Origin of the sequence: Waterburya agarophytonicola KI4 (genome assembly GCF_020640915.1) — a bacterium.
Lineage (GTDB): Bacteria > Cyanobacteriota > Cyanobacteriia > Cyanobacteriales > Xenococcaceae > Waterburya > Waterburya agarophytonicola.
The window spans coordinates 73,874-99,236 of record NZ_JADWDC010000002.1; the positions used below are offsets into that span (position 1 = coordinate 73,874).

Here is a 25,363-nt window from a genome sequence, read left to right on the forward strand (position 1 = left end):
AAATTAGATAGTTATCTGATTTTGAACGTCTGACTTCCGCACTAACTATTTATGGGGGGATTAAGTAAATATTTAAGCAACAGTAGCATCCCTTGAAAGGTTTTTCCTTTCTATCTTAATTCTTCCATACCTATTACTCTTAACTTATATTTATCGATCTATGACCGCAATCTCTATCATAGAAAGCCCAGCCAACGAAGTGAAATTACCTCGATGGTTACAGGAATGCTTAATCAATCAGCAACCAGAAGATTCAGAGTCAGACGAACAACTTATTTGTCGTGCATTTAATTTTGCCTACGAATTACATGAAGGACAATATCGCAAATCAGGAGAGCCTTATATTGCCCATCCTATAGCAGTAGCTAGTTTGTTGCGAGATTTGGGGGGAGATAGTGTGACTATCGCTGCGGGATTTCTCCACGACGTAGTTGAAGACACGGAAATCACCCCCGAAGAGATTGAAAAGAGATTTGGGGTACAGGTGCGCCAACTAGTAGAAGGTGTCACCAAGCTATCTAAGTTTAACTTTTCTAGCACTACCGAGCGTCAAGCGGAAAACTTCCGACGGATGTTTTTGGCAATGGCAACGGATATTCGCGTGATTGTGGTGAAGCTAGCGGATCGGCTGCACAATATGCGTACCCTAAATCATCTCAAACCAGAAAAACAAAGACGTATTAGCCAAGAAACTAGAGAAATTTTTGCTCCTTTAGCCAACAGGCTGGGTATTGGTCGTTTTAAATGGGAATTAGAAGATTTATGCTTTAAATATTTAGAGCCAGAAGCTTATGAAGAAATAAAGGCTTTAATTGCAGAAAGAAGAGCCGATCGCGAAGCGAGAATTGCTGCGGTAACGGAAACATTGCGATCGCGTTTAGAACAGCTTAAAGTTGAAGTAATTGAGTTGAAAGGAAGACCCAAGCATCTATATGGTATTTACCAAAAGATGGAACGTCAACAAAAAGAGTTCAGCCAGATCTACGATATTGCTGCTTTCAGAATCATTGTCAACACCAATGAAGAATGCTATCGCTCTTTGGCAGTCGTTCACGATGCTTTTAAACCCATTCCAGGACGTTTTAAAGATTATATTGGCTTGCCCAAACCAAACCGCTATCAGTCTTTACACACTACTGTCGTTGGCTCAAATGGTCGTCCGATCGAAGTACAAATTCGTACCCTGGAAATGCACCAGATAGCTGAATATGGGATTGCTGCTCACTGGAAGTATAAGGAAACGGGTACGAGTAACGCGGAAATATCTTCAGAAGATACTAAATTTACCTGGCTGCGTCAGCTATTGGAATGGCAAAAAGATGTCAACGACGCTCAAGACTACATGGAGAATGTCAAAGACAATCTCTTTGAAGATGATGTCTATGTCTTTACTCCCGATGGTGATGTTATTTCTTTGGCGCACGGGGCAACTCCTGTAGATTTTGCCTATCGCATTCATAGTGAAGTAGGAAACCAGATGAAGGGGGCGAGAGTTAATGGTCGTTGGTCTGTATTGTCGAAACCATTGGAAAATGGTGATATAGTCGAGATTGTTACCCAGAAAAATAGCCATCCTAGTTTAGATTGGCTTAACTTCGTCGTATCTCCTACCGCAAGAAATCGCATCCGACAGTGGTATAAGCGATCCCACCGCGATGAAAACATCGCCAGAGGTAAAGAATTATTAGAGAAGGAAATGGGTAAAAGTGGTTTCGACTCTTTACTCAAATCTGAGCCAATGCAGATTGTGACTCAGCGTTGTAATTATCATACTGTCGACGATCTTTTGGCTGCGTTGGGATATGGAGAAATAACCCAAAAACACGTCGTTAATCGTCTGCGAGATGTTGTTAAAGAGCAGCAACCAGTCGAAGAAGTAGAAGTTGAGATCGAAGAAAATGTAGAAATTCCGAAATATATTCCTGCCAGCAAAGAAAAACAAAAGGGCGAGTCTCCGATTATTGGCGTAGAAGGAATGCTGTACCATATAGCGGGTTGTTGCAAACCTCTGCCAGGAGAATCTATTATTGGTGCTGTAACTTTAAGCTCTAGAGGTATTTCGATTCACCGTCAAGGATGTCAAAACGTCGATAAGGTGCCAGGAGAAAGAATTATTCCTGTTAGTTGGAATGATGGCACCCAAGAGACTCAACCCTTAACTTATCCTGTCGATATTCAAATCGAAGCGATGGATAGAGTCGGGGTATTAAAAGACATTCTGGCACGTTTGAGCGATCGCGGAATTAATATTCGCAATGCAGGAGTTAAAACTAGTCCGAATAAACCAGCCTTAATTTCTCTGAGTCTCGATATTAGAGATCGCCAACAGCTTGAATATATTTTCCAAAGAATTAGAAGTATGAGCGATACTTTAAATATTCGTCGCGTTATAGATTCGAGCGATAAATAATCGATCGACAAAAAAGTAGGGATAAATCTTAATTTACCCCTACTTAAATTTTGTCTGATTGTTTTTAAAGCCAGCCTAAATAGTTTCCGATCGCCATTCCAATACCAACCCCCGCTAAAGCACTAAATGCAGTTGGGAGAAACGACCAATTGTTGTGATGATGAGGACGAGAAATAGTTTGAACTTTAGCAGTAGTAATCATGTCAATAAATTTTTGATTTAAACTGACTACATCTTAAGAAGAGGTGGAATTAAACACTGCGATCGAGATCTCTATTAAGAAGTGATTATTAACTACTAAATTGATTTTTTTAATCTATTTCTCCTTGCCAATAAATCTTTTGTTCGGCAGAATTATCTCCCAAAGAACGGATTACGGTTAGTTCTACTTCGATCGCCGTTCCTGGTAAGAGATATTTACTATCTATGGGTAACTGTCCCAAATTTAGGACAAAATGCTGATTGTTCTTGCCAATAGCAGTCGTGGGGATAATGCCCTCATATCTAGTTTTATAACTCAAAGAATCTCTTTTACTAGTAAAGCGATCGCTATTAGTACGGTACTTAATTTTAAATTGGGTGTTAATAATATCTGATTTTTGAGCCAGATCGATCGCACTAAAGACTAAGTTAGATCGATTTCCCGAAACTAAACCTCTAGCCAAGCGAGTAGTTTCTGACTCGCCAATGGCATGATTAATCGTTAATAGTGTATTACTATCGGTAGTTGTCACGGTTGTATCCAACCAAACTTTTTCGGGATAAGTAATTAATAATTCATTCTTTTCTGTTAGTTCCAATGCAATTAATTCATCTTCAAAATCACTAATTACTCTCGATCCTTGCCAATTTAGAGATACTTTTCTTGACAAACGTTCGATATATTCTTGATAAGTATCGGCAAGAATAGAACTAGGATTTAATAGAGAAGTTGCCCCACGATGAGACTGCCAAATATTATTAGATAAATTAATTGTTTTTCCTCCCTCAATCGAAGACAAATTAATCGTTTCTGTTAGCTTTTCTGGGCGTAAATCTATGCCTTTTTTTACCAAATATAACGTTCCAGGTTTGCCATCCGCACCATCCCTACCAACTCTACCCCAACTGCCATCCCGCCCATCGTGACAGTAGTATCTTTGATGCTCTTGGTAACGCTCTCCTCGATCTGGTTGATGGTATGAATAATTATTAAATATTTTAGAAGGACAGACACAACCCCTGCCACCCCTACCTTCGGTTCCACCTCGTCCGCCATATCCCCCAGTCGACAAAACATAAACCTGTTTGAGATCTTCAAGGCGATCGTAAAACACCGTTAATGAACCACCATTACCTCCGTTACCTCCGTTACCTCCGTCGCCTCCCCTGCCTCCATTAGGCAGTCTGATATCAGATTTATAGTCTCTATCTAATCTATAACATCTAGCATCAGAAGCAATTCCCCCTCTTTCCCCATCTTCTCCATCCGTACCAGAAAGATTTAGATCTACAGCAGATCCATCAATGGTAATTGTTTTGTCTACTCCGCTTCTGCCGTCTCTACCAGATCTACCATCCCGTCCGCTATGTCCGTGTTGCCCTTGATAGCTATAAAGGTTTGAAGGAATATCAGACGGTGATGAATCGAGCTTTTTGCTAATTGCGGCTTGTAAAGCAAATTGAGGACTAGTAGCGATCAAACTAGGAATAAGCCAAAGACAGACAGCGAAACCTAGTTTAAAAGAATCCGTAACCATTATCGACTTAGGGTAAAACAGAGATATCTTTAAGACAAAAATTAGCTTTAGATAGTTCCTGAATTTTTTTATTAGATTATATTTGAGAATTCCAGTAATTTAAAATGACTGCCAATAAAATAAAAGTTCAATCGATAAAACCACCCTTGGCGACCTTGATTTTAATCGGAATTGTTTTATTAGGAGGATTGATTGTCTTTTTTTGGGCAATAGGATTGGGGGTAATTACTGATATTTTTGCCTACTTAAATTTATTACAAGAAAATCCTCCTATGTGGGTGGAAGCCCCTGTAGTAATGAGCAGATTTTTGCTTTTACCATCGATTATTATTTTTGTTGCAGTTTTTATTATTACTAAAATTTCTCCTCAACCCAAGGTTTGGTCGAGATTTATCACGATCGCAATTTTATTAATCCTAACTGTGCGCTATATTCAATGGCGATCGCTTTCTACTTTAAATCTTAGCAATCCTTTAGATGGAACATTTAGTATTGCTTTGTTTTTATTAGAAATTTTTGTACTTTTCAACAGTAGTCTTCAGCTATTTTTGATGGTTAAGGTAAAAGATAACCAAAGAGAAAGAGATCGATTGGCTGTCGCCGTAACTGAAAAAACTTTTCAGCCCAGAGTAGATATTTTTATTCCTACTTATGACGAACCAGAGTTTATTTTACGTCGGACAGTAATTGGTTGTCAGGCAATTGATTACGAAGCAAAAACGGTTTATTTATTAGATGATACTAGACGTTCTGCAATTGCAGAATTAGCAGCAGAATTAGGATGTGAATATATTACTCGCCCTAATAATAATCATGCTAAAGCAGGTAATATTAATCATGCTTTACCCTTAAGTACGGGAGAATTTATTGCTTTTTTTGATGCAGATTTTATTCCTAGCACTAACTTTTTAGCAAGAACCTTGGGACTATTTCAAGATCGAAAATTAGCCCTTTTACAAACTCCACAAAATTTTTATAATATCGATCCGATTGCTCGCAATCTAGGTTTGGAAGATATTTTAACTCCAGAAGAAGAAGTATTTTATCGTCAATTACAACCCATCAAAGATGCTGCGGGGAGTGTAATTTGTGCGGGGACTTCTTTTGTAATGCGACGGGAAGCATTAGAGTCTATTGGCGGTTTTGTTACCGATTCATTGAGTGAAGATTACTTTACAGGCATACGTTTATCTTCTCAAGGTTATCGCCTAGCTTATATAGATGAAAAATTAAGTGCGGGGCTAGCAGCGGAAAATATTGCCGACCATGCCAAACAAAGATTGCGTTGGGCGAGGGGGACTTTACAGGCATTTTTTATTAATTCCAATCCTTTAACTATTTCAGGTTTGAACTTTATGCAAAGATTGGCTCATTTAGAAGGATTATTACATTGGTTTTCTAGTATTGCCAGTGTTTTTTTCTTATTAATGCCTTTGGGATATGCTTTTTTTGATATTATTCCGATTCGGGCAACTACTGATGATTTTCTCTTTTTCTTTTTACCTTATTACATCACTAAGTTAACAGTTTTTTCCTGGCTTAATTATCGATCGCGCTCGGCAATCTTATCTAATATTTACGGTTTAGTTTTAGCTTTTCCCCAAGCGATTACCGTAATTCAAGTAATGCTTGCTCCCTTTGCCAATGGTTTTGATGTTACTCCCAAAGGAACAAAAAGCGATCGCTTTTCTTTTAACTGGAAGCTAGCTTTTCCTTTGTTAATTGTGTTCATTTTAACTGCCATTAGTTTGTGGTCAAATATTTATGCTTGTATCATATCTGCTATGCACGAATCTCCTGCTATAAATGAAAAAATGCAGGGTTTAAACTTAGGTTGGATCTGGAGTACCTATAATTTATTATCCTTAGGAGGAGCATTATTAATATTATTAGACGTACCCAAACCAGATCTATACGAATGGTTCAATCTGCGCAGAGTAATTAAACTAGAAACAATCGCATCAGACAGTCAAATCGAAACTTACTGGGGCGTTACTACTAGTATTTCTCAAATTGGGGCGCATATATCTTTAACCCATAGAGGAATCAATCAATTGCTTCAGGGGGAAAGTATTCCCGTGAGTATTTCTATTCTCGAAGAAAATATTAATATCTCAGGGAGAATTGTGGCAACTAATATAGATCAAGACTTTCACCATCTGCGCGTCAATTTCGATGCTCTTAGTTTAGAGCAAGAAAGAAAGTTAGTCACATTATTATTTTGTCGCCCAGGACAATGGAAAAGAAAAAATAGCCCAGGAGAACTATATTCTATCTGGCTAATGTTGAGAATTTTACTTCGACCTAAAGTATTATTTGATCGCACTCCTAAAATTAATGCGATCGAAGTCGGACAAAGATCTGCTTAATCTCGATGAATCTTAAATCTTTACAAGTATGTGTCTAATTATTACTTGATGCTGACTGTTTAAAATAACTGGGAACTATGAGGAAACAACCAGAAAAATTAATTATAATATAACTTCAGAGTTTCAATCATGAATAAAGCTTTAGTAATTGATGATAGCTTAATGATGAGAGAAGTATTTAGCAAATACTTACAGCAGGGGGGGTTTAATAATGTCGAAAAAGCCTCCAGCGTAGCAGAAGCTCAAAGTACTTTAGCAAGTTATCAACCAGATCTAATTATTCTAGATGTAGTAATGGATGGCACGAGTGGATTTGAATTTTGCCATAAGTTAAAAAAGAACAGAGAAACTTGTTCTATTCCTGTGATGATTTGCTCTTCTAAAACTAGTCAGGCAGATTTGATGTTAGGAGATATTGTGGGTGCTGATGCCTATTTACCCAAGACGGTAGCACAGGCAGAATTTATTAGCAAAGCACAACAGTTGGCTCAAAATCCCGTGCATTGTAAGTTATTAACGGGTGTTACGCGCTAATTAATTTATATAAGATAAGGGAATCCTTTCGCAATTTTAAAGGATTCCAGATTTTATTTAACGATCTCAAAATCATAACCATAAGAAGATCGCTTCCCAGGTTGTACTGTAACTAACTGTACGGGAGAATTGCGATCGCCTGAAGCTAAGAATTTTACTTTTCCCGAAGCACCATCAAAACTAAAACCCGACTGAGACAGAGTTTTTTGGATACCCTGACGACTAGGATCCCCTGTTAAACCCGCAATAATGGCTTGCACCGCATCATAAGCCATTGCGGTACGCCAATTAACATCCCCTCCCCACAAACGACGAGAAGATTCTGGGAAATCGGAATTAGTGTTACTAGATATATGCCAAGGTACGGCTAAAACCAAGCCTACGGCTTTTTCTCCTGCAATTTGTAGGGTTTGGGGTTTGTAGAAGCTATCCCCTGCTAACATGGGCAATTGATTATTGTTTAGCTGCACCATTAGATAGGACTTATCTAAGGTTGTAGAATCATTGAGAAAGACTAAGATATCTGCTTGCTCAATTTGGGCTTTTTGTAGTATTTCGGCGGGATTATAGTTACCTTGAGACAGATCGACTTCGATGGCAATTTCTCCTCCATTACTCACCAGATCAGTAGTAAAAGTATCTCTGAGAGAATTACTATAAGCACTTTGGGAATTATAAACAACTACCGCCCGATTTTTGTTGAGTTTTTTAAGGGCATATTCAGCGATCGCATTGCTAGTAAAGCGATCGCTAGGTACGGTGCGAAATATATTATTTCCCATCTTAGATATGGCAACAGAAGTGCTGCTAGGAGAGATCGCCACCAAACCATTTTCTTGATAGATCGGTGCAGCAGCTAGGGTTACTCCACTAGAAAAATGTCCTACTACGGCTAAAATATCTTTATTTTTAACTAAGTTTTGGGCGATCGCTTTGGCAGTTTGAGGATCGTTATCATCATTAACGATCAAAACTTTTAAAGGAACACCATTGATCCCGCCCTGCTGATTAATTTCATTTTGAGCTTGCGCCACCCCTCTGAGTATTTCTTCAGAAGTAGTTATTTCCGTACCAATGGGTACGGGTACGGCAATGCTATAGGCTTTATTTTGCCCAATACGGGCATTGTTCAAATAAATTAGGGCTTCGGGATCGTTAGGTTTTCTACTTAGGGATTCTTCTAAAAAAGATACTGCTTGGGGATAATCGCCATCGGAAATTGCTTGTCTTCCTGCTTCTTTTTCTGGAGTAACACCTTCACTAATTAGAATCTCATTTCCCGCACTAATTTGAGGCGAAGGAGATTCATCTACTGGAACAAGAATGTCTTTATTTGAGTCTACTATAAATGATTCTTGTTTATTTTTATTGAACCACCATAAACCACCAGCGATCGCGCTAATAGTTATTAATAATGTTAACAGCAATACTGTAGTTTCTTTTTTACTGCTCATGTAATTAATAAAATTAATTGATATTTGTTAATTCTAGATCTAGTTATGAAAAAAAATATTAATCAACTCCATCAACTATTATCAGGAACTACTTTGACAATTAGCTATGGGATCGCGGTCGGATTATTATTGATTGGCTGTGGTAATTATAACAGCGCGCAATCGTCAGAAATAGAAATTCGAGAGGAAAATACCAGCGATCGAGATATTTTTGGTATTTTCCAACAAATAATTGAATTAGGTAAAGATTTTAGCACTTTTGAAGATAATTCAGCCCAAAAAAAACAAGTAACTCCAATTTCTTTCCAAGAATTAATTGAATATTTACCTCAATCTCCTAGAGGTTGGACGACAGAAAAACTCCAAGGACAAACAAGTTCTTTGGCTGGCTATAGTGTTTCTCAAGTCAAACAAAGCTATCTTCAAAAAGATAAAACTATGACAGTTAGTATTTTTGATTGGACATTTAATCCTGCTCTTTATTTGCCTTTTTTACTAAGTACAGAATTTAGTCAAGAATCAATAGATGGTTATAACAAAGGTGTAGAAATAGACAATATTCCAGGGAGAGAAGCCTATAACTATCACACTAAAGATGGTAGCTTGAATTTATTGATTGATCGCCGATTTTTCGTACAGATAAAAGGAGATAATATAGAAGAAAGAGAGTTAAGGGAATGGTGGAAAAAGATCGATAGTGATTCTTTATCTCAGGTGAATAATTAAGGCGTGTCTTTACTCACCTGAAATGTCGAAAATAGTACCAGAATCTAAATGGTAAACTGTGGTGTTCTCATATAACTTGGCTTATCTATGCCAAAAAATTCTAAGATTGCAGGAGCATATTCGAGATAGTTAACCGTTTCGTTGGTAGTATGGCTAGTCGTGCTATTATAAACGACTAAACTGCCTTCTGGGCAATGTTTTCCTGAGTGATGATCTTCTACTATCAACTTACGAAAACCTAATTCTTGGTGATTAAAACCTCGATCGCCAATAAAAAACTCATCGGCTTCTTTGTTCAAACCAGTTGCTAAAGTAATTACTCGATCGTTATAGTACATCTTCATGTGAATATTTTTGAAATGCTCTTTAGCTTGTTCTATAGTTGCAAAACATTCTTGGGCTTCCTCTGGCGAATCAAACTTCAAAGAATACTGGGGTATCATTGCTGCATCTATTTCATAGTTATATTTGTGATCTCCACACACGCGATCGAGGAATTTGCGGATATTTTTTAATTTGTAAGTATGTTTTGGGGTTTTTTTGAGTTTTTGATTGGCTGCTTGCCCCATACTACTAACTAAAATCAGCACTCGTTGTTGTTGCTGACAGTAATTGATTATTTTTCCTAAAAAGATATCTAATAGTTCTACAGATACCATGATTTCTGAAGAATATTTGTCCATCCATTCTCGATCGTATAGCTTTAAACTATAATCTTCGGGAAACAAACCATACCAGTAGCGATGCATATTTGCAGCGATATGATTGGTGAAAAAGATCGCTAGATCGACATCTTTGGCTTGAAGTTGCTTTAAAAAAACATCCGCCAACAAGTTAAATTGTACGTTTCTCAATCTTTCTTTATTAACTTTGCCTGTTTTTATTTGAGCTACTAAGCCCGCAGAATTAAGTACTGTTTGAAATTTAATACCCAATGCAGGAGATTTAACCAGAGTCGCAACTGCTTCTTGCTTGGGAAATTTGACGCTGGATACTCGACCATTTTCTTTTGTTGCACTGGTATTTAATGCTTGAAAATCCTGATAAATTTCAGGCTTAGTTAGGTTATTGCTAGCAAAACAATCTGGAATGACAAATTTGTAATTACTATCGTCAATATAACTATCTGCGGGGGAAGAATGGAGGGTAGCAACCAATCCCACACTTAGATTGTTTTCCGCTATAGTTTTCCAATATAAAGGATAATTATCTGGTTTGGGATCGTTATACCAATGAATTTTATGCAGATCGTACTCCACTCCAGTATTTAACGAACCCCAAGTTTGAGAAGGATATAAATCGCTTCTGTCCACATCTTCCGCTTTGGTTTCTAAGATTAAAGATTTCTCGAATAAATGACCAATATGAGAATTAGGTTTGAGTTTTTGATAGTGTCTGAGAATTCTCAAAGGAACTTCATTAACTTCAATTACAATAGCTTTATTACTCATGATTTATTTGTTTTGTATATTTAAAGATTAAATTGTTAATGGGTATGCTATGAAAATTTCAACATATCATATCACCAAAATGATAATTTTTTGAGTTACACTTTTTTTTCTGGAAAAATCGCTCTTACTTTACTAAATCAAATTTACTGATATTAATTGAGGATACAATTGAGAACAGATAAATTAAACCGTAACTACAATTTAGAATCAAGAAACTTGCTAACTAGGTTGGATTTATTCCTACTATTAAGCTGGCTAGTTGTAGGTATGATGCTTCGGTTTGCCAATTTAGCAGATAAACCCGCTTCATCTATAGAAATAGCTACCCTGGGTTTTAGTCTTGGTCATGGTTTTTCGCAAATTCCTCTCAACCAATTAATTGCAGCATCGACATTACTATCTCCCCTCCAAGTAGATTTTACAATTAATGCTGCTGATGTTATCGATCGCTTGTTGGCAGAAAGCACCCATCCACCTCTCTATTTTTGCCTGACTCATTGGTGGATCAAACTATTTTCAGATAATGGCGAATTAGTATCTTTACAAGTTGGACGCTCTTTGAGTGCTATTTTGGGTGGGTTAGCAATTCCTGCTATTTTTGGCTTGAGTTGGCTGGCTTTTCGCGATCGCCTAACTGCCCATCTAACCGCTATACTCATGGCAGTTTCTCCCTATGGTATATATTTAGCTCAAGAAGCTCGTCACTATACTTTATCTATTCTCTGGATAATTGCATCGATTAGTTGTGCGATCGTCGCGATCGAGCATATTCACAACCGCCGTAAATTATCGTGGTGGATTTGTTCGATCTGGATCTTAATCAATGGCTTGGGTATGGCTACTCACTATTTCTTTTCTTTAGCTTTAGCCCTAGAAGGATTTGTGATAGTAGGCTTCTGGTTTTGGCAACGCAGTCAAAAAGAAAATCAACTTAGAAATCAATCTAGTTTTAATTATTGGTTGCCGATTATTATTGCAGGTTTGGGTACTTTAGCTGGCTGTCTTGTTTGGCTGCCCGTAGTCAGTGGTATTTCTGGTAATGAATTAACCGATTGGATCGCAACGAGTTACGATTTAGACGAAATTTGGCAACCCATACCTCGTATGTTGGCTTGGTTAATTACAATGGTTGTTTTATTACCCATTGAGGGGACAACTTTAGGAATCAAAATAGCCTCGGCTTTAATAGTTTTAATCTGTTTAATTTTGACTGTTCCCAAACTAATTAAAAACGGAAAACTATTATTAGATAATCCTAAGAATTTAGCCATGAAATTATTTATGGGCTATTATTTGGGAGCAGTAATTTTATATCTATTGCTTATCTATGGATATGGCAAAGATGTTTCTCTGGCAGCCCGCTATCATTTTGCTTATTTTCCTATATTTCTGGTTATCTTAGCAGCAATTCTCGCTCGACTTTGGGAGCAAGTAGAAAATCAAAAAATAGTTATAATTATATTAGTCATGGGGTTGTTAGGTTCTTTAACAGTAGTCAACAATTTGGGCTTTCAAAAATCTCGCAGCTCGAATAGTCTTGCAGAGCATATTCAAACAGTTACAACTATTCCTAGTATAGTAGCCACAACCTATGAAACCCATTCCCAATTAAGAGAATTAATTGCATTAGCTTTAGCTTGGGAAACAAATCCTCAATCCGATCGCTCGATAACACCTCAATTTCTATTAGTAAAACGCGATCGAGATCATAATCCTAATTTAGATAAAATATTATCATCTCAACCCAAACCCCTAGACTTATGGGCAATAAATCTCAGAACCGACAAAGACTATTTAAGTCAAATTAATTGTATAGACGATCGCAATTTGAGATTAGATAATAGTGGTTATCAAAATCGTCTCTATCATTGTACTAATTGACCTTTTAACAATAAAAAGTTGCTAGATAATCCTACAAAACTAGCAACTCATATATAGTTGTATAAAAAAGTGAAAACCAAACAAAATTAAACAAAATTAAAATTGATTCAAGAAACGCAGGTCGCTATTATACAAACGACGAATATCATCAATTTGGTGTAACACCATCGCAAATCTTTCTACGCCAAAACCCGCAGCAAATCCTGTATATATCTCAGGGTCATAACCAACAGCCTTGAGAACATTCGGGTCGACCATGCCACAACCCATTACTTCAAGCCATTTACCCTTCCACTGCACGTCAACTTCTGCGGATGGTTCGGTGAAGGGAAAATAACTAGTACGGAACTGAACGGGCAGTTCGTCGCCAAACATCCGTTGTAAAAATTCCTTAATTGTTCCTTTGAGATCGGTGAATTTTAGTCCTTGATCGATCGCCAATATTTCTACTTGATTAAAAACTGCCGAGTGGGTAGCATCTACAGTATCTCGACGATAAACCCGACCAGGAGCAATAATTCTAATGGGAGGTTCGTTGTTCTCCATATAGCGAATCTGTACCGAAGAAGTATGGGTACGCAGCAAGTTCCCTCCTGGTAAATAGAAGGTATCCTGCATATCTCTAGCGGGATGATCTTTGGGCGTATTTAAAGCTTCAAAATTATAATAGTCGGTTTCAATTTGCGGCCCCGTAGCAACGGTATAACCCAAACCAACAAAGATATCCAAGACCCGATCTACCACGCCATTTAACGGATGAACTCGACCCAAAGGACGATTTACCCCTGGCATGGTCACATCGAGGGTTTCGGCTTCAATCTGCGCTGCAATTTTGGCTTGTTGTAAAGCTTGCTTGCGCTGTTCTAGGTTTTGCTGAACTTCTTCTTTAACAACGTTAGCCTGAGAACCTACCGCGGGTCTTTCCTGGGCAGCTAGTTTGCCCATTCCTCTGAGGATTTGGGATAGTTCGCCTTTTTTACCCAGATACTTAACTCGAAGCTTGTCTAATTCATCTAGATTATCTGTAGAAGCGATCGCATTTACCGCGACCTGATTTAATTCTTTTAGTTGTTCTTGAATAGAAGTCATTTTATTTATCGTTTTACATTTGCCAACAGCGCAATTTTGAGGGCGATGTCCGACCTTATAGTTAGCCTCAACAATAATATAACGAAACCCTTTATTAATGAGTAATTACTCATGAGCGCGATCGCTGTAACTGTAGTTTGGACTGGCGGGCGATCAAAGGTTGCCTGTTGTCGATCGCTCATCAAATTTGGCAAATGTGATACTTTAATTATTTATTTATAAAGTGACAAATTTAGCTATGCCATCGCAACCACGATTTCAATCGGCAAAATCTGAAGAGAAGGACAATAACACCACTAGTCAAGAAGAAGAAAAAGTTTTATGTCCTCACTGCTTGCGTACTGCTACCAATGGTCTTAAATGCAAAGGAATTTGTGTTGCTGATAGTGATTATTAGCCATTCATCAAACAATACAAATAAATAGATCATTCTCTATAGAATCTATTTATTTGTATTGTTTGAGAAAATCAATAAATGCCCAAACGGCGTGGGATAAGTCTGCATCTTTAGGCGTTGCAGCTACAACAATGCGCTGTAGGGGTTTGGGTAGTTCGCAGACGGTGACTCCTTCGGGAATATGAAATACGGAGAGTTGAGGCAAAATTGCAGCACCTACCCCTGTCGCTACTAAGTTGATAATGGTGTCGCTTTCTCGGACTTGTTCGGCTGGTTGAAACTTATAACCTTCTCCCGCAAAGTGATTTTGAATTTGCCTGAAGCAAGTATTGCGATCGGGATAAGATACGATTGGTAGAGATAATAAGCGCGTCCAAGCGATCGCAGAATTGGGTGGTTGGGAGAAGGTAATATTAGGTGGCAAAAGTACAATATATTTATCTCGCAACACTTCTATGGTATCGAGGTCTTTAGTGGTGGGTAAGATGGTGAAACCAATGTCGGCTTTACCTTCATAAATCATCTGTTCTACTTGAGGACAATCTTTTTCTTCGGCAATTTCGATCGCAATTTGGGGATATTGAGTTTTAAAATTTGCTCTAATTTGGGGTAATAATTGAGCTGCTGCACCCCGAAAAGTTGAGATTTTGATTTTCCCTACACCCAAGCTTTTGAAACGGTTTGCCTCTTGGTGGATGTCTTCAATAGATTGTAACAGGCGATCGCAATGAGCCAAGATACTTTCCCCTGCTGGGGTAAGATTAACGCCCTTTTTGCTTCTAAATAATAGTTGTACTCCCAAGTCATTTTCTAATGTTGCGATCGCATGACTCACCGTAGGCTGAGTTAAGTTTAATTCAATTGCTGCTTGGCTAAATTTACCATATCTGGCAACCGTTACAAACGACCTAATTTGAGAGAGTTTCATCAAAAGAAATTTTCACCAATTGTTCTTATCTCTAATATTACCGATGCTTTATGTGTTGGTGTATAAATGCACTCTTTATGATTGATTGGCTTGACGCAGAGATTTAATAGCTGCGATCGCCTGTTTTCCCACTATGGCAATTTCTTCTGGGGTATTAAATCTACCAATACCAAAACGTAGAGAAGCGCGAGCGAGTTTTTCTTCCCTACCTAAAGCAGTAAGAACGTGAGATGGGGCGGTGGAAGTGGCAGCACAGGCAGATCCCGAAGAAACAGCTACCACTGATTGCAATGCTAATAATAATGCCGAGCCATCTACCCCTTCAATGCTAATATTGAGATTACCTTGGAGACTTGTTGTTAAATTGCCGTTTAGGTAAACTCCATCTAAAGATTCAAACATCGACCAAAGCTGTTGTTTTAGCTGTAATAAACGCTTTGATTCCCATTGCATTTCCGCTACCCCAATGGTTATAGCTTTGGCAAAACCAACTATCTGGGGTGTATATAATGTACCCGATCGCCTGCCTCTTTCCTGTCCCCCTCCCTGGAGTTGGGGAGCTATTTTTACTCTAGGATCGCGACGACGGACGTATAATGCACCAACACCTTTCGGCCCATATATTTTGTGAGCAGTTAGAGACATCAAGTCGATCTTCATCCCCGCTACATCTAGAGGAATTTTAGCGATCGCTTGGGCTGCATCGGTATGAAATAAAATTCCTTGGCTATGACAGATCTCTCCTATGGCTGCTAGTGGTTGCAACACTCCAATTTCGTTATTAGCAGCCATTACGGAGACGAGAATAGTATCTTCGCGAATAGCTGCGGTCAGTTTTTGCAAATCTAACAAGCCATCGGGTAATACGGGAAGATAGGTAACTTCAAACCCCAGGGTTTCGAGATATTGACAAGGATTTAATACTGCTCGATGTTCTGTTGCAACGGTGATTATATGTTTTCCGCGATCAAAATAGGCTTCGGCGACTCCTTTGATAGCTAAGTTATTGGCTTCGGTTGCGCCACTAGTAAATACAATTTCTTCGGGGGTAGCATTGATGATGTTGGCGATCGTTTCTCTGGCGTTTTTAACCGCTGCACTGGCTTCCCATCCATAAAGATGGGTATTGGTGGAAGGGTTGCCAAAATGTTCGGTGAAATAGGGCAACATGGCGTTGAGTACTCTTTCATCTACTGGCGTAGTAGCATGAGCATCAAGATAGATCGGACGTTGTGACATTATTTATTCTGCGAAACTTTTTGCGTGGAACATAATATAAAAATACCGCTTAGTAGAACCAGGGGAGATAAAACCAAGCTATAGAAAGTTATCTGAGATTGTAATGGATTGTGGTTTTGCAGGTTGACATTCCATTTCGTCAAGTTCCAGGGTAAAAAAAGCTTCAAGTGAGTTGAAGGTTGAAATGTGAAGGTATATTTATCTTCAGGGCGATCGAGATAAAAAGTTAATTTGTTTTGAGCATAGGTAATTAATATTTGGTGCAGATCTTTGTTTTTGAAGAAATTAGGAAAATAAAAACCTGGCTGGTTTGCGTTATCTCCTGTAGTGGAAGTACGCAAACGGAAGATGAGATTTGAGTTTTCTTGTCCCAACATTAAGTTGCGACTATAGATATTTTCTCCCAAAGAAATAATTCTCGATGGTCCTACTTGTTTGAATTTATTAGTAGCAAGAATTACACTGAGGCTAAACTCTTGGGAAGCTTTAATTTTTTGATTTAATTGGGTAAAGGGGGAGTCGGAAATCAAACTATTCTTTTGCTCGAATAAAACTGATTTCTGGTTATGAATTAAATCGTCAATGGGGGAAAGTTCGGTATCTATAGAGGGTAAAGAGTTTATTTTTTTAGCAGGTAGTTCCTGATGCCAATGTAAGTTTGGTATCTGTTGATTGTTATCGCCATAAGATGATCGATAATCTAGCAATAGTAAAGAAACAATTGAATTTGGTAGGGTAGAAAAAAAGCTATGGGTGCGATGGAATGCTTGATCTATTTCTTGTGTATTGAGAGAGCGATCGCAAATATATAGACTAGTAATATATCCCTGCCAAAATATTTGCTCTGTTACTTCACTGGCAAGGGATAAATAGGCATCATTATTCCAATTATTCAAATTGATACTATTAACAAATAAAGTAAAAGCACATATTATTGTGCCACAGTATCCCAAGATAATAGTAGCTAAAAACTTTAAATTGATTTGCTGATATTGACGGGTAATAGTTCCATTAATTAAGTTACTAAAGTCTTTGCGCCAACAATATAAACTACTACCAGATAAACCTCCAAGACTATTACAAGCAATATCCGACAAGCTAGAAGTACGACTAGGCAATAAAATTTGAATTAGTTCTATGTTGGTAGATAACATTGCACTTAATAAAAAGGCAAAAAGGATTATTTCTCCACGGTCGTATTTTTTGTAATTAAGAATACCTCCCCAAGCAATGCCAAAGGAAATAAATAATAAAATATTACGGATATAATCTTTAACATTGGTGAAAACATGAAACTTCTCGACAACATCGATCCAATATAATTTCTCGGGAATTATAAAATTGAAAGGGTAGATCGTGACTGTAGCGATCGCAACCAAGCTACCTATTAGTAATATATAATATCGAGTCTTAGGACTAATCATTAATAGATCTGTCAAGTATTTAATTGGTTTACTGGGTTTGACTTGGGAACTGGGAGACTGGGAGAGGGAGAGAGTTTAATAATTTGTTAGGGACTCGATTTATATCTGAAAAGCAAAATAACAATTAAAAAGAGTAACGGCATAGTAATTATAAGGTAGAAGACAAATCGATATTTAAAATCGGAAAAATCACTAAGATCGATTAACCAGCCGTGATGATTCCAGGGAATAAAAATAGGAAAGCTGGTATAGGGATTAAAAGAGAAAGAGTATTTGTTTTCTATTTTATCAATATAAAAAGTTAATTTGGATTTTTTAAAAGTAAATAATACATTATGGAAAACGCAATCGTCTAAAATATTAGCAATTAAAAATTCTGGATTAACAGCATTGCGTCCTGTAATGGGAGTTCGGAGGCGAAAATATAAATCTGTTTTTTTCTGTCCTAAAACTAGATTTTGAGTATATGCATTTTGAGACAGAGAAAAGATTCTAGCTGGACCACCTTGTTCTAAATTATTAGAGGCAAAGGTTATGCCGATAGTAAATTCATCTTTTTCTTTCAAATGCTTGTTTAAAAAAGTAGCAGGAACTTGAGTTTTCAACCATTGCCGAGCATTAATCGTTATAGAATTGTCAGTAGATTTCTGACTACTTAAGCAAACATTTTTGACTAGATTATTTGATGGCTTGTCAGTCGATGGAGAAGGCGGTTTTTTGTGCCATACTAAGCTGGGTAATAGCCGATTGCTATCTCGATATACTTGGCGATCGCGATCTAAAATTAGACTAGTTAATACACGATCGTCTTGACTAAAAAAATTATTAAATTCTGCTAATGCTGTTTTTGCGACCGCATAATTTACACCGCGATCGCTAATATAGATACTTTTAATATAGCCGTCCCAAGGGCGATTGCCATTAACTTCATTACCAATTGATAAATAGTAATTTTCATCCCAATTATTTAGATTAGCACTCAAGATTAAGATTAGAATACCCAAAGTGACTATAGAACAATAAATGCCGATTGCCCAGAAAATAGATCTATAACTAAGTCGATCTATTCTGCCAACAACAATAGTACCAATAAACTTAATGATCTTAAAATGAAAATAATAGATCAGTCCCCCTAACATCCCTCCAATACTGTTATAAATAATGTCAGTTAAATTAGAAACGCGAGTGGGCAAAAGAAACTGAGTTAATTCGACTGTTGTAGATAAGATAAAACCAGATAATAAGCTGAAAAATAATATTGTTCTAGCTATTTTATACTTAGATGGAATAATAATTGAAATGCTAAATCCCCAAGGGACAAACAAAAGAATATTTTGCCAATAGTCTTTAAGATTGCTTCCAAAGCGAAAGCCTTCTCGAATAAACTGCCAAGATAATCCCTCTGGAACGACAAAATCAAAAGGTGATATTGTCGCCGCACAAATTAAAGATAAGCTGGTAACTAAACCAAAATAGCCCCAAAATCGATTTTTGATCGGCAAATTCATATACGTTTGATGAGAATCAACTCCATATTTAAAACTCAAAGGGGTTGTTAAAAAATCTAATTAAAGATCGCTTGCAGGACAACTATCCACTAACCTGAGATAAGACTTAGTTTCTTGTCCCCAACTAGCAGAAGTATACCAACGTTCTAGCCAAACCTTAGCTTCATTAATATTTTCAGCATCAGCAGGAATATTACACAGATGTTTGATTGCTTCAATGGTTCTATTTTCTTTACCCAATTGTGGTGCAGCTAATACTCGCAAAGTATTTAAGGCTGTTTCACAACGGATGGGAAATTTTTGTAATTTATTCTCAGGAGAGTTAAGCCAAGTTTGTTTGCTTTTCTCTAGTTGAGATATTAAATTGAGAGAAGAAGGAGGATCTATGGTATTAATCTGACTACAAAATTCTGCCATTTTCGCCGTTTCTAATGAAGAGTCTGAAGACGATCTCTGCTCCTGTTTTAATGAAGAATAATAATTATTAATTGCTAATACTAATGGAATAAATAAAATAACTCCGACCAAAGTTAATAACGAACTAAATTTAGTTAAAGGTTCGGTTTCTTTGATGTTTGTTGTTCCATCAAGGCGATCGATAATATTTTCTTGGCTAAGACTGGAGCTAACGATAGAACTATTTTGCTGGACATCAATAAAACTATTTGTCTTGTCTGTTTGGATGATTTTAAGAGTCTCTTGTTCTATTTTTGACTCTACTAACTTTTTATTTTCAATTATCCAATCTCGATTGAAAACTTGTTGAAAAATTAGATTTGTAATTCTAAGTAGATTTCTCTCTCTCACTACTATGCCTAAAATTAGTAGCTCTTCTTGTTCTTTAGTTTGTAGATATTCTCGATTTTCAGATAATAATATCTCTTCATACTCTGTTAATAACAAAATTGGTTTGCATCTAGGATTATTCACTAGTTTTTCAGTGATTACTCTAAGATATGCTCCTGTTTTTGTAGTTTGCCAGTTTCTAATTAAAGAACTTTCAATTAGTCGATCAACTGCCTTAACCTCCATTTTTGGGGGAATATTGAAGTCAGAATTAGCAAAAATATTACAGATATTTTTGGTCAAAGCAGGATGCCCTCCCGTCCAAGCTAAAATACGACTTAAAATCAAAGATGTATCGGTGTATTTTTGCTCTAAGTGTAGCAACTTTTGATTATATTCTTCCAAAGAAATTAGAGACATCAAGCTTGGTGCTTTCAAAGCAAGATTACTAACAAAAAAATCAATAGTATTTTGATTGAGCCATCCTTTTTGAATAGCTAAATCTCCAAACTTTAGATTGCTATCTTTTTGTTCCTTGAGAATAGTTTGAATTTGTAAATCGTTTAACAAAGAAGCTTGTTTAAAATAATATCCCAGGGGGAATTGTTTACCCTCTTGCCTTATTTCTTGCCAACTATCGAGAAAAAAATCAATAGTCTTCGCTTCAATATTTTTTTGCAAAACCAAAATTTCACCTAATTTCAGCTTATTATATTGGGACTGGAGTTCTAAAGCCTTGGCTAATTGCTCCCTAGAAATCAAACCAGCATTTTGTAGCAACTTACCAAGAGGCAAAGTATTATTTCGATCGGACATTTCTATAACTAATTCATTAAAAAAACAAATCGACAAAATTACTTAATGGCAATTCATCGATAATATATAGCCAATAACTTTAAATAACTTGAGAGCATAAAACTGTTCGACTGTCACATTGTCAAATTTATGCTCAACGATATCTTTAATATTACGATTGACCTGTTGAGAATAAAAACTCATTTTTTAAGCTTTTCCGTAAAACGAACGATAATACGTAGTTTCTGCTTTAGAATAAATGCGGTTTGAGTTAACTTCCATCTCCTTTACTTTCATGCAGTTTCAAGAAATTATTACCAAACTTGGTAAAGCAGCCAAAAATAATAGTCTCAATCGCGATCGCAATTTAAACCCCGAAATAACAGGAGTTGCTGCTATCGATGAAGCTATCTCAGGCACGTTAAGCTACGTTGAAGGGGGAAAATTTACTGCCCATATCGCTACAACCGAAGCGGGTGCCTTAATTTTGCCGACGAACGAAACCTTACAGTCTCAAGCAACATCAAGGAACATTGCTTGGATCGCTACCCCCCAACCCAGACTATTATTCGCCAAGGCAATATCTTTATATTACAAACCATTTAAACCTACTCCAGCTATCCATCCTAGTGCAGTTATCGACCCCAATACTAGAATAGGACAAGATGTATATATTGGTGCAAATGTAGTCATTCAAGCTGGAGTTATCATAGGCGATCGCGTTACCATTCATCCCAATGTAGTAATTTATCCCGACGTTACCATCGGTGAAGATACAATTCTCCACGCCAACTGTACCATTCACGAGCGGACGCAAATAGGTTCTGGTTGTACGATCCATAGTGGTGCAGCTATAGGTTCAGAAGGCTTTGGCTTTGTCCCCACTGCCGTAGGCTGGTACAAAATGGAACAATCTGGCTATACTGTCCTCGAAGACGGAGTAGAAGTAGGCTGCAATAGTGCGGTGGATCGCCCTGCGGTGGGAGAAACGAGAATTGGAAGTAACACCAAAATAGATAATCTAGTGCAAATCGGTCACGGCTGTAAAATCGGACGTAACTGCGCAATGGCTTCTCAGGTAGGGCTGGCTGGAGGAGTAATTATTGGCAATGGGGTCATGCTTGGGGGACAAGTTGGAGTCGCCAATCAAGTTACTATAGGCGATCGCGTAATTGCTACAGGACAAACAGGCATCACGGGAAACGTACCAGCAGGAGAGATGGTTTCGGGAATGCCTCATATCCCTACTAAAATTTATCGCAGATTGTTTGTGATGTATAAAAAACTACCCGAAATATATCAAGAATACAAAAAACTTCAGCAAAAAGAAAGTAATCAATAAAATAGTGACATCCAATCGTCAAAACCAAATAATCTTAGTAACTGGCGCATCTCGATCTGGAAAAAGCGAATTTGCCGAAATGCTCGCTCAAAAATCCCACACTTCAATTATTTATGTCGCCACAGCCAAAGTCGATCCGACAGACCAAGAATGGCAAGCTAGAATTCTTCAACATCAACAAAGAAGACCAACAAGTTGGCAAACTGTAACCATATCCGATCCAAAATTATCTTCTTATATCCTTCAAGCATCAGCATCAGAGTGTTTATTAATTGATTCTCTGGGTACTTGGATCGCCAATTTTTTAGCATTAGATCGAGAGGAATGGGAAAAAATTAGTCACAATCTTTTGAACGGGTTAAAGACTAGTAAAGCCCAGATTATCTTAGTCGGAGAAGAAACAGGATGGGGTGTTGTCCCTGCCTATCCTGTCGGAAGACTATTTCGCGATCGCTTGGGTCATTTATCAAGACAAATAGCGAGTCTTGCCGATACTACCTATCTTGTTGCAGGGGGTCATGTCCTCGATCTCGGTCTTTTGGGAAAACCATTGAGCAATTATGAAATTTAGCTTACAGATCCTTATTTATATTTATGGAGTAGTTAAAATGATCATTAGGCACATTTAGCCCAAAAAGCATTTGTCCCAGCAAATCATCGTTTCAAGTATTGCCCAAAAATAGTTAGATTTAAGAGGTCGAAAACAGACAATGGCATCAGCAACACAAGTTAGAACTTACCTCGCTCATTGGTTTCAATTGGGTAAAAAACTAGTATGGCATAACCAAGAAAGTCTATTGCCCCAGCCAGTAATTCAAAGCGATCGCTTTTCACCCCAGTTTGAAGCATGCTGGCAAAAAATCATGAGTGTTGAAGGCAAAAATTGTTATCTAGAAGGAAGCAGGGAAACCATTGCCGAGTTACTTTCCTCTGAGTGGGATATTGATGGTTGTGCCAGATGCAATATGCCTATAGCGATCGTAGAATCTGGGATCGAATCTTTAGATTGTTTGTGTCGAGATCTCGATAATTGGCCCAACAACGAACTACCTACACCGAGATCGCCCATCAACAATCAAACACAGTTAAACAAAATTAGAGCGCGTCTTCAAATTAAGTAATCAGTAATAAGTCACGCGAGTTATTTATTTTGCTCCATATTTCATCACCTCTTTGGATTTCGGGGACATCTCGTACTGGTAAAACTTCACGTTTGGTAGCTGAATTTTCCCATTGGGTCAGAAAACAGCTAGTTCAACCCAAAGCCAAAGCTTCTCCACAAAACTTGGCGAATGCTGTCTTAGTTTTTGCTGCCAACAATCAAAATCGTCGCGAATTAAGAGATCGTTTGACTTCTGCCGTAGAAGGTACTTATCCTGTAGTTTGTAAAACCCCTGTGGGTTTTGTTAGCGACGAGGTGATGTTATTTTTCCCTTTAATTTTTGAAAAGTTAAAACTAAAAGCCCAATTTCCCTTGAGATTGCGTCCCGAAACCGAACAAGAACTAGCCACTCAACTATGGCGAAATCAGTCAGATTGGCAAACTCTCTGTGAATTTGATAACGAACCTCGTTTGGTGCGCCAGACCCTCGATTTGATGCAGCTAGCAGGTGCTAGTGGCATACCCACCGAAGACATCTCAATCATTCTGCAACAAGGTTTGGCAGGACTGGATCTAGGAGAAAAAAACCAGAGCTATCTCTGGCAAAGAATGGGAGAATTGCTTTTATTATGGCAAAAGTGGTGTTTAGATCGAGGCTTTTTAACCTACGGCTTAATTTACGAACTTTATTGGCGTTATTTACTCCCCAATACTCAATATCAATACCACTTAACCAGACGCTATCAAGCCATATTTGCTGACGATGTAGACGACTATCCCGCGATCGCTCGCGACTTATTTGAATTGATCTTAGATCGGGATGGGTTTGCTGTTTTCACCTATAACCCCGATGGCAAAATCCGCTTAGGATTAAATGCCGACTCCGATTATCTCCTAGGTTTAGCGGTGCGCTGTCACCAAGAACAGTCCAATTTTACCACCGACAATTTAGCAACCGAGTTTGCCCAGACTGCCGTAGAATTAGTTACCGAAAATGCTTATTTAGTTGAAGCTCCTGATTCTATTCAATCTTTGCAAACAGTTTCTCGTGCCGAATTGTTGCGACAAACAGCAGAAATTATTATCGACCTAGTCTGCAATCAAGGAGTCAACCCTGCTGAAATTGCCATTATTGCCCCTGGTTTAGATGAAATTGCCCGTTATAGCCTAATTCAAATTTTGGCTGCTAAAAATATTCCCGTTACTCCCGTAAACGAACAAAGACCGATCATTAGCTCTCCTTTAGTCAGGAGTTTATTAACTTTATTAGGATTAGTTTATGCCGATTTAGGTCGTCTGGTAGATCGAGATGCGATCGCCCAAATGCTCGTAATATTTAGTCAAAAATACCGGGGGGGTCAATTAATTGCAGATATAGATCCCGTAAGAGCGGGTTTAATTGCCGACTATTGCTATCATGTCGATCCAGAACATCCCTATCTATCTCCCGTCGAAACCTTTCCTCGTTGGGATCGTTTGGGTCATCAAGCAGTCGCAGCCTATCAAACTATTGTCAGTTGGATTGAAGCCAGTAAAATCAAACAGCAACAACAAAGTTTTTTTACCCCCACTATTCTTTTATCAGAAGCAATTAAATATTTTCTCAGTCGGGAAACCAATAGCAGTGACAGACTAGCGGTATTGCGAGAATTAATGGAAACAGCCCAACACTTCTGGGAAGTAGATCGTCGAATACGTCAAAATGAGCCTAGTTTTCAAAGCCAAGCTGCTACTGTTGCTCAGTTTATTCAATTATTACGTCGCGGTACTATTACCGCTAACCCTCGCCCCCTACCCCAACTGATCCCCCAACAAAGTGCAGTCACCTTAGCAACTGTTTTTCAATATCGCTCTCTGCGTACATCCCACTCCCTACAATTTTGGTTGGATGCAAGTTCTCCTTTATGGTCTCAAGGTGGTGCTGCGACTCTCTTTGCTGCGCCCTTGTTTCTCAAACAGTGGACGGGTAAAACTTGGATGCCAGAAGACGAATCTGAAATGGACAATCAACGCTTACAAAGAATTTTAAAAGACACTATGGCTCGGGCAGAAACCAAGATTTTTCTTTGCCACAGCGATTTAGGAGTGAATGGCACAGAACAAGCTGGTGTGTTATTGCCTTTAGTTCATGCCACCAGGCAATATGTAAATTCTAATTCTTGAAAATACGCCACATCACGAACAAAGTT

Annotated in this window: 21 protein-coding genes; 10 read left to right on the plus strand and 11 right to left on the minus strand. The window is 37.9% G+C overall.

The genetic code is table 11. From position 1 onward, the window contains the following. Positions 1-160: 160 nt before the first annotated feature. Positions 161-2,410, plus strand: a complete 2,250-nt coding sequence (locus I4641_RS01160) for a RelA/SpoT family protein (RefSeq protein ID WP_229638588.1) — start codon at positions 161-163, stop codon at positions 2,408-2,410. Between the two features lie 64 nt (positions 2,411-2,474). Here I4641_RS01160 and I4641_RS01165 read toward each other — a convergent pair whose 3' ends face one another. Continuing rightward, the gene (locus I4641_RS01165; RefSeq protein ID WP_229638589.1) at positions 2,475-2,612 is read right to left on the minus strand and encodes a hypothetical protein; all 138 of its coding nucleotides are present in this window, start codon (positions 2,610-2,612) and stop codon (positions 2,475-2,477) included. Between the two features lie 109 nt (positions 2,613-2,721). Beyond that, positions 2,722-4,149, minus strand: coding sequence for a hypothetical protein (locus I4641_RS01170; protein WP_229638590.1), 1,428 nt, complete (start codon positions 4,147-4,149; stop codon positions 2,722-2,724). Positions 4,150-4,253: 104 nt separating this feature from the next. Here I4641_RS01170 and I4641_RS01175 point away from each other — a divergent pair, with 104 nt between their 5' ends. Together I4641_RS01175 and I4641_RS01180 are read left to right on the plus strand one after the other, a co-directional pair. After that, positions 4,254-6,518, plus strand: a complete 2,265-nt coding sequence (locus I4641_RS01175; RefSeq protein WP_229638591.1) for a glycosyltransferase — start codon at positions 4,254-4,256, stop codon at positions 6,516-6,518. A gap of 129 nt (positions 6,519-6,647) precedes the next feature. Then, entirely contained in the window at positions 6,648-7,052 is a 405-nt protein-coding gene (locus I4641_RS01180; RefSeq protein ID WP_229638592.1) for a response regulator, read from the plus strand. Between the two features lie 53 nt (positions 7,053-7,105). On the opposite strand, the gene I4641_RS01185 is transcribed toward I4641_RS01180, so the two are convergent. Beyond that, positions 7,106-8,506, minus strand: coding sequence for an ABC transporter substrate-binding protein (locus I4641_RS01185; RefSeq protein ID WP_229638593.1), 1,401 nt, complete (start codon positions 8,504-8,506; stop codon positions 7,106-7,108). 45 nt (positions 8,507-8,551) lie between these two features. On the opposite strand from I4641_RS01185, the gene I4641_RS01190 reads away from it, so the two are divergent. Next, positions 8,552-9,232: a hypothetical protein gene (locus I4641_RS01190; RefSeq protein ID WP_229638594.1), complete on the plus strand. Its 681-nt coding sequence runs from the start codon at positions 8,552-8,554 to the stop codon at positions 9,230-9,232. Between the two features lie 44 nt (positions 9,233-9,276). Here the strand turns inward: I4641_RS01190 and I4641_RS01195 are convergent, their stop codons facing one another. Further along, the gene (locus I4641_RS01195) at positions 9,277-10,683 is read right to left on the minus strand and encodes a hypothetical protein (protein ID WP_229638595.1); all 1,407 of its coding nucleotides are present in this window, start codon (positions 10,681-10,683) and stop codon (positions 9,277-9,279) included. A gap of 267 nt (positions 10,684-10,950) precedes the next feature. Between I4641_RS01195 and I4641_RS01200 the strand changes: the two genes are divergently transcribed. Next, on the plus strand, positions 10,951-12,564 hold the full coding sequence (locus tag I4641_RS01200; protein ID WP_229638596.1) for a glycosyltransferase family 39 protein: 1,614 nt from the start codon (positions 10,951-10,953) through the stop codon (positions 12,562-12,564). A 96-nt stretch (positions 12,565-12,660) separates the two neighbouring features. On the opposite strand, the gene pheS is transcribed toward I4641_RS01200, so the two are convergent. Then, the gene (gene pheS / locus I4641_RS01205) at positions 12,661-13,653 is read right to left on the minus strand and encodes a phenylalanine--tRNA ligase subunit alpha (protein ID WP_229638597.1); all 993 of its coding nucleotides are present in this window, start codon (positions 13,651-13,653) and stop codon (positions 12,661-12,663) included. Positions 13,654-13,891: 238 nt separating this feature from the next. On the opposite strand from pheS, the gene I4641_RS01210 reads away from it, so the two are divergent. Further along, on the plus strand, positions 13,892-14,050 hold the full coding sequence (locus tag I4641_RS01210) for a DUF8639 family protein (protein ID WP_229638598.1): 159 nt from the start codon (positions 13,892-13,894) through the stop codon (positions 14,048-14,050). Between the two features lie 49 nt (positions 14,051-14,099). Here I4641_RS01210 and I4641_RS01215 read toward each other — a convergent pair whose 3' ends face one another. The 6 genes from I4641_RS01215 to I4641_RS01240 all read right to left on the minus strand — a co-directional run bounded on the left by I4641_RS01215 (position 14,100) and on the right by I4641_RS01240 (position 20,934). Next, the gene (locus tag I4641_RS01215) at positions 14,100-14,978 is read right to left on the minus strand and encodes a LysR family transcriptional regulator (RefSeq protein ID WP_229638599.1); all 879 of its coding nucleotides are present in this window, start codon (positions 14,976-14,978) and stop codon (positions 14,100-14,102) included. Positions 14,979-15,053: 75 nt separating this feature from the next. Continuing rightward, complete coding sequence (locus I4641_RS01220) at positions 15,054-16,217, minus strand: cysteine desulfurase family protein (RefSeq protein ID WP_229638600.1); 1,164 nt, start codon at positions 16,215-16,217, stop codon at positions 15,054-15,056. Further along, on the minus strand, positions 16,217-17,641 hold the full coding sequence (locus I4641_RS01225) for a VanZ family protein (protein ID WP_229638601.1): 1,425 nt from the start codon (positions 17,639-17,641) through the stop codon (positions 16,217-16,219). Before I4641_RS01225 ends, I4641_RS01220 begins: the two co-directional genes overlap by 1 nt. Before the next feature lie 86 nt (positions 17,642-17,727). Continuing rightward, positions 17,728-19,149, minus strand: coding sequence for a VanZ family protein (locus I4641_RS01230; RefSeq protein ID WP_229638602.1), 1,422 nt, complete (start codon positions 19,147-19,149; stop codon positions 17,728-17,730). 60 nt (positions 19,150-19,209) lie between these two features. Continuing rightward, a complete protein-coding gene (locus I4641_RS01235; RefSeq protein WP_229638603.1) occupies positions 19,210-20,751 on the minus strand; it encodes a cyclic di-GMP-binding domain-containing protein, MshE-related in 1,542 nt (513 codons plus the stop codon). Between the two features lie 42 nt (positions 20,752-20,793). Continuing rightward, positions 20,794-20,934 carry a hypothetical protein gene (locus I4641_RS01240; protein ID WP_229638604.1) on the minus strand — a complete coding sequence of 47 codons (141 nt, stop codon included), beginning with the start codon at positions 20,932-20,934 and terminating at the stop codon, positions 20,794-20,796. A 91-nt stretch (positions 20,935-21,025) separates the two neighbouring features. Between I4641_RS01240 and lpxD the strand changes: the two genes are divergently transcribed. The 4 genes from lpxD (at position 21,026) to I4641_RS01260 (ending at position 25,337) form a co-directional block, all read left to right on the plus strand. After that, a complete protein-coding gene (gene lpxD, locus I4641_RS01245) occupies positions 21,026-22,072 on the plus strand; it encodes a UDP-3-O-(3-hydroxymyristoyl)glucosamine N-acyltransferase (protein ID WP_229638673.1) in 1,047 nt (348 codons plus the stop codon). Positions 22,073-22,076: 4 nt separating this feature from the next. Next, positions 22,077-22,643, plus strand: coding sequence for a bifunctional adenosylcobinamide kinase/adenosylcobinamide-phosphate guanylyltransferase (gene cobU, locus I4641_RS01250; protein WP_229638605.1), 567 nt, complete (start codon positions 22,077-22,079; stop codon positions 22,641-22,643). A 139-nt stretch (positions 22,644-22,782) separates the two neighbouring features. Next, a complete protein-coding gene (locus I4641_RS01255; RefSeq protein ID WP_229638606.1) occupies positions 22,783-23,193 on the plus strand; it encodes a hypothetical protein in 411 nt (136 codons plus the stop codon). Between the two features lie 29 nt (positions 23,194-23,222). Further along, on the plus strand, positions 23,223-25,337 hold the full coding sequence (locus I4641_RS01260; protein WP_229638607.1) for a recombinase family protein: 2,115 nt from the start codon (positions 23,223-23,225) through the stop codon (positions 25,335-25,337). Positions 25,338-25,363 lie beyond the last annotated feature (26 nt).

Coding starts and splice junctions, on each gene's coding strand:
- I4641_RS01235 (WP_229638603.1), bottom strand. CDS start 20,751: ATGTCCGATCGAAATAATACTTTGCCTCTTGGTAAGTTGCTACAAAAT.
- I4641_RS01215 (WP_229638599.1), bottom strand. CDS start 14,978: ATGAAACTCTCTCAAATTAGGTCGTTTGTAACGGTTGCCAGATATGGT.
- I4641_RS01240 (WP_229638604.1), bottom strand. CDS start 20,934: ATGAGTTTTTATTCTCAACAGGTCAATCGTAATATTAAAGATATCGTT.
- I4641_RS01170 (WP_229638590.1), bottom strand. CDS start 4,149: ATGGTTACGGATTCTTTTAAACTAGGTTTCGCTGTCTGTCTTTGGCTT.
- I4641_RS01210 (WP_229638598.1), top strand. CDS start 13,892: ATGCCATCGCAACCACGATTTCAATCGGCAAAATCTGAAGAGAAGGAC.
- I4641_RS01200 (WP_229638596.1), top strand. CDS start 10,951: ATGATGCTTCGGTTTGCCAATTTAGCAGATAAACCCGCTTCATCTATA.
- I4641_RS01225 (WP_229638601.1), bottom strand. CDS start 17,641: ATGATTAGTCCTAAGACTCGATATTATATATTACTAATAGGTAGCTTG.
- I4641_RS01160 (WP_229638588.1), top strand. CDS start 161: ATGACCGCAATCTCTATCATAGAAAGCCCAGCCAACGAAGTGAAATTA.
- I4641_RS01195 (WP_229638595.1), bottom strand. CDS start 10,683: ATGAGTAATAAAGCTATTGTAATTGAAGTTAATGAAGTTCCTTTGAGA.
- lpxD (WP_229638673.1), top strand. CDS start 21,026: ATGCAGTTTCAAGAAATTATTACCAAACTTGGTAAAGCAGCCAAAAAT.
- pheS (WP_229638597.1), bottom strand. CDS start 13,653: ATGACTTCTATTCAAGAACAACTAAAAGAATTAAATCAGGTCGCGGTA.
- I4641_RS01230 (WP_229638602.1), bottom strand. CDS start 19,149: ATGAATTTGCCGATCAAAAATCGATTTTGGGGCTATTTTGGTTTAGTT.
- I4641_RS01220 (WP_229638600.1), bottom strand. CDS start 16,217: ATGTCACAACGTCCGATCTATCTTGATGCTCATGCTACTACGCCAGTA.
- I4641_RS01190 (WP_229638594.1), top strand. CDS start 8,552: ATGAAAAAAAATATTAATCAACTCCATCAACTATTATCAGGAACTACT.
- I4641_RS01175 (WP_229638591.1), top strand. CDS start 4,254: ATGACTGCCAATAAAATAAAAGTTCAATCGATAAAACCACCCTTGGCG.
- I4641_RS01165 (WP_229638589.1), bottom strand. CDS start 2,612: ATGATTACTACTGCTAAAGTTCAAACTATTTCTCGTCCTCATCATCAC.
- I4641_RS01185 (WP_229638593.1), bottom strand. CDS start 8,506: ATGAGCAGTAAAAAAGAAACTACAGTATTGCTGTTAACATTATTAATA.
- I4641_RS01180 (WP_229638592.1), top strand. CDS start 6,648: ATGAATAAAGCTTTAGTAATTGATGATAGCTTAATGATGAGAGAAGTA.
- I4641_RS01255 (WP_229638606.1), top strand. CDS start 22,783: ATGGCATCAGCAACACAAGTTAGAACTTACCTCGCTCATTGGTTTCAA.